Below are 5,605 nucleotides of genomic sequence, written 5' to 3'. Positions count from 1 at the left end.
TTTGGGAGAGGATATTTGGGGGCGCTGTTTTGTAGGTCTTTCCTTTCGCAATGGGCTCTTTTGTGAAAAGTTTTTTAGAGGACAATCCTACCTGTTTATTCTTTTAAGGGGGGCTTTAAGGGATATTCACTTTAAGGATTCTGCTTTTTGCGATTTGCTTTTCAGAGTTTCTTTTGGAGATATTCTTTTTAGGGAATCTTTCTTACAGGAGCTTCTTTGGAATGAACCTTCTTTGGGGGAAGTTGGGGGCGCGTAGTTCTTGGGGAAAAATTAAGGGGTTTGAAAAATCATATTGCTAAAAGGAGTTCCCAAAAAGGAATATTGGAGAGCGGACATTAAAGGGGTTGTTGGGAGGGCGTCGAAAGAAGGTTACCAAAAATCTGGAATTTCAGGCTTTAAATGAGGACCAATTCGTACCGCCGAGATCTTTTCTGCTAAACCCGTGCGGTTTGAAAGTTCCACTGCTAAACCGCAAAGCGTGGCAGGACCACGCGCCGGCTCGTAACGATCTCGCTTTTTCTTATAAAGAAAACGGTATAAAGGCTCTTCCTTATCCATTCCAAGCGATGAGTTATAATCTCCACACATTCCCGCATCCGACAAATAAGCACTGCCATACTCTAATATTTGCGCATCAGCTGTAGGAATGTGGGTATGCGTTCCTACAATCACACTCACACGACCATCAAGAAAATGTCCAAGACACTGCTTCTCGCTCGTCGTTTCTGCGTGAAAGTCAAAAATGATCGCATCTGCCTGCTCCTTCAAAGAGCAAGCGCACAGAATCTCTTCAGCCGTTTCAAATGGGTCATTCACCTTACATGGCATAAAAGCACTCCCCAAGAGGTTGGCAACAAGAACACGTGCTCCATTCTTTGCTGTAAAAATACCGGAACCCTTGCCGGGAGTGTCTTTAGGAAAATTAGCAGGACGTAAAAAACGGTCGCTTTCGTGGGCATAGCGCAATGTGTCTTGGCATGCAAAAGCATGGTTACCCGTTGTTACAACGTCAACACCTACCATGAGAAGATCTTGATAAGTTTCTTGCGTGATGCCAAAACCATGAGATGCATTTTCACCATTTACCACAACAAAATCAAGCTGCCATTTTTTTATCAGTTGGGGAAGATGTTCAAAAACAGCCTCACAGCCCGCTGTTCCAACGATGTCACCTAAGAATAAAAAACGCATAGGCGTTTTAACCATACTTTAGCGTTTTAAGAAACCCTTTTCTGTAAAAATTCCCTGTACGATCAAATCATGTTCTGCATGAGGAATGAATTCAACTTCCTGACAAGAAAAGCCTAAGCCTAATAAGCTAATCTGGTGCCCTTGTTTTTCAAGAGTTTCAACAGCACGATCGTAATACCCGCCCCCATAACCAAGGCGGTGACAGTGGTTATCAAACGCGGAAAGGGGAACGATGATAAAGTTTGGTACGACAACGGCATTTTCTACACTAGGTCCCAATGTGCCAAAACGCATTGGCTCTAACACCGTGTTTCGGGAAAATGCACGAAAAACCATGGTGGTGGAATCAAGCACTGCTGGTAATGCTAATCGTCCACCGCGTAACGCTATAGCATCAAATAAAGGACGGGGATCAATTTCCGATTTGATTGGCCAATAGCTCGCTAAAATCATGTGCGAAAAATCTTCCTCCTTTTCTTCAAGGGTTTTTATCAGGTGGGAACAGGCGCGCTGCGAAAAGGTAGCACGCTCTTGTGCTGAAAGAGCATCACGATGGGATAAGCCGATCTTGCGGAGTTGTGCGCGAAGCGATGAAATAGATTGTGGTGTTTTTGTACTTTGTGTCATTATTCTGTAGATTGCTGCCCTTCTACCAATGCTAAAAGTGCAATAAAATAAAGCCCATGATAAACAGGATTTGAAAGAATAGCACCATCAGCAGCTGCGTGTGTTTTGACAAACGCATGTACTTTGGCACAGCGATTGTAATGACTTATAAAAACAATAACTTTTTTAAATCATTTCCCACCGGCCTATAAATATAGGTACGCTTTTTCTAGCCATTTTTTACGGTATTAAACTGTTCCAATTTACCGAACTTACTCCTCATTGAAGCCGAATGATTTTAATAAACCTATATTATTTTAAAACTCTATAGATAATATTAAAGTTACAAATAAAGGAACTTCTTTTTCATATTAAGCAAGTTTTATAACCTATATTGTTATCTACATAGAAGTAAACAGCCTCTATAGGTGGGATGAGGTGCTATACCTTCACAGTGAGTGCTTTTATAACACTCACTCCGCCCCAAACATAGGATTGCGTTTTATTAAATAACCCACGCGCATATAATTAAAGAGAGAAACAATTAAGCTTGCGCCAGTCATACCAAGCCAGTAGCCAATAAAACCATATTCAAAAAAATGCGCCATGAGCGCTCCCCCAAATAAGCCTATCCCCCAATAGCCTATTGTTACAACAATTGTTGGCCAAAACGTATCAAGCAAGCCCACAAGTATGCCATTGAGCATGGCTCCTAAAGTGCCAAAAGCAAAAGACAATAAGATGAATGGAAACAACTCCCAAGAGAAAACAACAACGCTGTCCTGAGAAATATCAAAGATGGTTGTAAGGATAATTCATAAGAAAGGTAAACCTAATAGCCTGTGGCATGCCAAGAGATAGCAATTGCTTCATCACAACAAACATTGGGAAATCCCCTTCCATATTGAAGGGCATATTAAACTTGCATCTTTTAAACAAAACGTATTGATTTTTTCCGTAAAGTCTTTTCATCGCAAATCTTGCGTAAAGGATGCATAATGAGAACTCATTAAGCTAAGAGGAGATGCCCAATTCTTAAAGGAAAAGCGCAATGCGCCTTTATTCGTTTTTTGGACCTCATGCCATGCATTTTTTTGTACAACATTATGCCCCCAAGCAGCTATAGTCGTTGATACAATATCCTTAGCAGGCGTTTGTTCGTCTTGCACATCCATTTGCAATATTTTCAATAAAATCTTTTGGAAAATTTCTTGATACAAGACTTTACATGACATGCTCCCTCTCAACTGTCAAAGGCGTGCACGAATTTCTTTAAAGAGCAGAGCAATTTACTTTAAGCAAAAAAGGACAATAATAATTTGTTTTATTTACGCAAAAAAGGTGATCCGCAACAGCCGATGGAAAAGTTGATCCCAAGAACCTACATAAATAGGTGGGCGCCATGTGAAAAAGCCCACGGGCTTCATCAGGGACAGCTCCCTTGGAGATCACTAAGGTCTCAGGAATGCATTATTTCCTGTCGAGAAGTGCAGAACACCCCTCTTACTATAAAACAGTTTGAGATTTTCTGCTAGATATAAAATGATTCCTGTACAATCTCTTTGGAGAGGTGGTTTTTGCTGCCGCTCTCTGGGTGGTGTCTGGGTAATTTTTTAGATGGTTTTTAGGGGGGATGATGTCTGGTGGCGGTGGCGTGGTCTTTCTTATTCAAATTTAAAGAGTTTGAGGTGTTCTTCTAAAAGCACTTCAATGCGTTTTTGGAGTCTTTGCATTTGGGGATAATATTCAAGTGTTTTCTCATAAGCTTTGAGGGCAAGCTTCGGGTGCTCTGTTGCTTCTATGATTACTAGGTTCAAAAAATGCCATATAATTGCGCGGTTCAAGTTCGAGAGCATGGTAGTCGACCATGGTACGTTGTACGTTTAACCGCGAGTGGAATATGAAGGCACGTCTTACTTATGCTTGAGGCATAGGTGGGGTGGAATGTAAGGGTGTTATCAATGTCATTAAAGGTATGTTTAAAGGGGTAGGGGTGTCTGTTCTTCTAAAAGCACTTCAATGCGTTTTTGGAGTCTTTGCATTTGGGGATAATATTCAAGTGCTTTCTCATAGGCTTTGAGGGCAAGCTTCGGACGCTCTGTTGCTTCCATGGTCACTCCAAGTTCAAAAAATGCTATATAATTGCGCGGTTCAAGTTCGAGAGCATGGTTAAGGTCAAGCATGGCAAGTTTAAAATCACTCAGTTGAATATGAACCCAAGCACGTCTTATCCATGCTTCAGCATAAGTAGGGTAAAGAGCAAGGACATTATCAATGTAATCAAGAGCAGTACCATAATTGTCAGCATTGATAGCATTTTCAGCCCATGACATCAAAAGATCAATCGTCTCACTGCCCGATTGTGACCATAAACGTTGAAGCTGTTGACTTATCTTTTTTGCTTCACCAGCATTCGCACAAAATTTTAATTCTTTGAGTAAACGTAAAACTTCTGCTTCTTTGCTCTGTTTAACTCTATCAGAATGGGTGGAGGCGTTTAATTCAAAATCTTCAAGAATGGTCGCCGACGAATCAGAATCAGATATTGCCGGTTCTGAAGGAGAAGGGCCGGGTAAGAGATCATCTAGCGGCATTAGCAATTGGGGAGAAAAAGTATCTTCAGGGAGTGAAGGGGGATTTTGCCCGTACCCAGCAGAAATTAAACAAAAACACTCCACAACAGCAAGTAAAAAAACTACAAAAGGACACAAAAAACTTTGTTGGAAAATAAGAAATCTCTGTAATCGCAAAGATTTTAGAAAGATAAAAAACCTCATCACAACAAGCCCTTAGACCACAAACGATCAAACAATGGCAATCAAACAACAGTGATCAAGAAATGGACTTGGAACCCCAAAAAACTTTCAAGAGATAAAATTCAAGAGATAAAAGTTTTCATGACTACAAAAAGTAGGCATGAAAACCACCAGCCCTCATGCACCATCAACCTTGACGCGCTCTAAAACGTGGGTTCGTTTTATTAAGGATATAAACACGACCTTTACGGCGCACCAAACGATTGTTACGGTGGCGATCCCTTAGTGCTTTAAGCGAATTTTTAATTTTCATCATACTCACCGTTCATACAGACTTTATACAGACTTATTGTAATGCAATGTCACAACTTCAATTTTTTCAACATTATTACATACAACTACATACTATTACACACTGCCATACGCTCTAACACTGATATAACACACAACATTCGTATAATGATATTGCACGTATATCATATCGCATTGTGTTACAATCATATCGCATTGTGTCATAATATTGTGTTTGTTTCACGACATCATGCCATACACTCTTTCACTGTGATCACAAAAAGAGAAACGTACTTTTAGAATAGAAATACGCATCAACACATTTCATTAACACAACGAATAAGTAAAAATTGCAAAAAATTTAGAGAATTTTTAACAAGAAGTCTTCTTTTTGTCAAGTGCGTATCTTTTTAACACATTCCCTCTGGTAAACTCCCTTTGGTGCGTTAAATGAAAGGGGAGGAGCAAAGAATATGGGAAAATCTACAAAGTCTCTCATTTGTAAGAAGATGATGAGTGAACAAATTTGTAATCAAACGGTCGGTGGACAAAGTACGCTCTCATTTCTTGAAATGAGTTGAGTTTGTGAGAAGGTGGTATGGGATGCAATAAACGTGCATCGTGAAATCCATAGACATAGACTGTTGCTATGAGCTGGAGTCATAACCTTAAGGGATGGGCAATAAGAGGTGACAGCTGCTGGGGGGGTGCTTAGAGGGGCTTAAGAGAGGAGCCCTTCTTTTCCCGTGAGAGGGAAGGTG

General features: G+C 40.4%; 7 protein-coding genes, 1 other RNA gene and 1 pseudogene. 1 reads left to right on the top strand and 8 read right to left on the bottom strand.

Translation table 11 applies throughout. The annotated features are described in order from the left end of the window. Nucleotides 1–256, top strand: a 256-nt coding sequence (locus MCO_RS10980; protein WP_040298800.1) for a hypothetical protein, incomplete at its 5' end; no start/stop codon positions are given. A gap of 113 nt (nucleotides 257–369) precedes the next feature. On the opposite strand, the gene MCO_RS04085 is transcribed toward MCO_RS10980, so the two are convergent. The 8 genes and pseudogenes from MCO_RS04085 to ykgO form a co-directional block, all read right to left on the bottom strand. Beyond that, the gene (locus MCO_RS04085) at nucleotides 370–1,206 is read right to left on the bottom strand and encodes a TIGR00282 family metallophosphoesterase (RefSeq protein WP_007552775.1); all 837 of its coding nucleotides are present in this window, start codon (nucleotides 1,204–1,206) and stop codon (nucleotides 370–372) included. A gap of 3 nt (nucleotides 1,207–1,209) precedes the next feature. After that, complete coding sequence (locus MCO_RS04080) at nucleotides 1,210–1,818, bottom strand: 5-formyltetrahydrofolate cyclo-ligase (RefSeq protein WP_007552774.1); 609 nt, start codon at nucleotides 1,816–1,818, stop codon at nucleotides 1,210–1,212. A gap of 452 nt (nucleotides 1,819–2,270) precedes the next feature. Beyond that, nucleotides 2,271–2,552, bottom strand: a complete 282-nt coding sequence (locus tag MCO_RS04075) for a hypothetical protein (RefSeq protein WP_245256840.1) — start codon at nucleotides 2,550–2,552, stop codon at nucleotides 2,271–2,273. A 213-nt stretch (nucleotides 2,553–2,765) separates the two neighbouring features. After that, the gene (locus MCO_RS04065; RefSeq protein WP_007552772.1) at nucleotides 2,766–3,032 is read right to left on the bottom strand and encodes a hypothetical protein; all 267 of its coding nucleotides are present in this window, start codon (nucleotides 3,030–3,032) and stop codon (nucleotides 2,766–2,768) included. A 104-nt stretch (nucleotides 3,033–3,136) separates the two neighbouring features. Beyond that, a non-coding RNA gene (gene ssrS / locus MCO_RS10080) (6S RNA) lies at nucleotides 3,137–3,296 on the bottom strand. Nucleotides 3,297–3,461: 165 nt separating this feature from the next. Next, nucleotides 3,462–3,654 (bottom strand): annotated as a pseudogene (locus MCO_RS11110) (hypothetical protein); the annotation flags it as partial. Nucleotides 3,655–3,776: 122 nt separating this feature from the next. Next, a complete protein-coding gene (locus MCO_RS04055; RefSeq protein ID WP_007552770.1) occupies nucleotides 3,777–4,574 on the bottom strand; it encodes a M48 family metallopeptidase in 798 nt (265 codons plus the stop codon). Nucleotides 4,575–4,740: 166 nt separating this feature from the next. Further along, nucleotides 4,741–4,866: a type B 50S ribosomal protein L36 gene (gene ykgO, locus MCO_RS04050; RefSeq protein WP_040296424.1), complete on the bottom strand. Its 126-nt coding sequence runs from the start codon at nucleotides 4,864–4,866 to the stop codon at nucleotides 4,741–4,743. Between the last annotated feature and the right edge of the window lie 739 nt (nucleotides 4,867–5,605).

Origin of the sequence: Bartonella sp. DB5-6, from assembly GCF_000278115.1 — a bacterium.
In the GTDB taxonomy this organism is placed as follows: Bacteria; Pseudomonadota; Alphaproteobacteria; order Rhizobiales; family Rhizobiaceae; genus Bartonella; species Bartonella refiksaydamii.
This window is presented reverse-complemented; position numbering and strand designations above follow the sequence as displayed.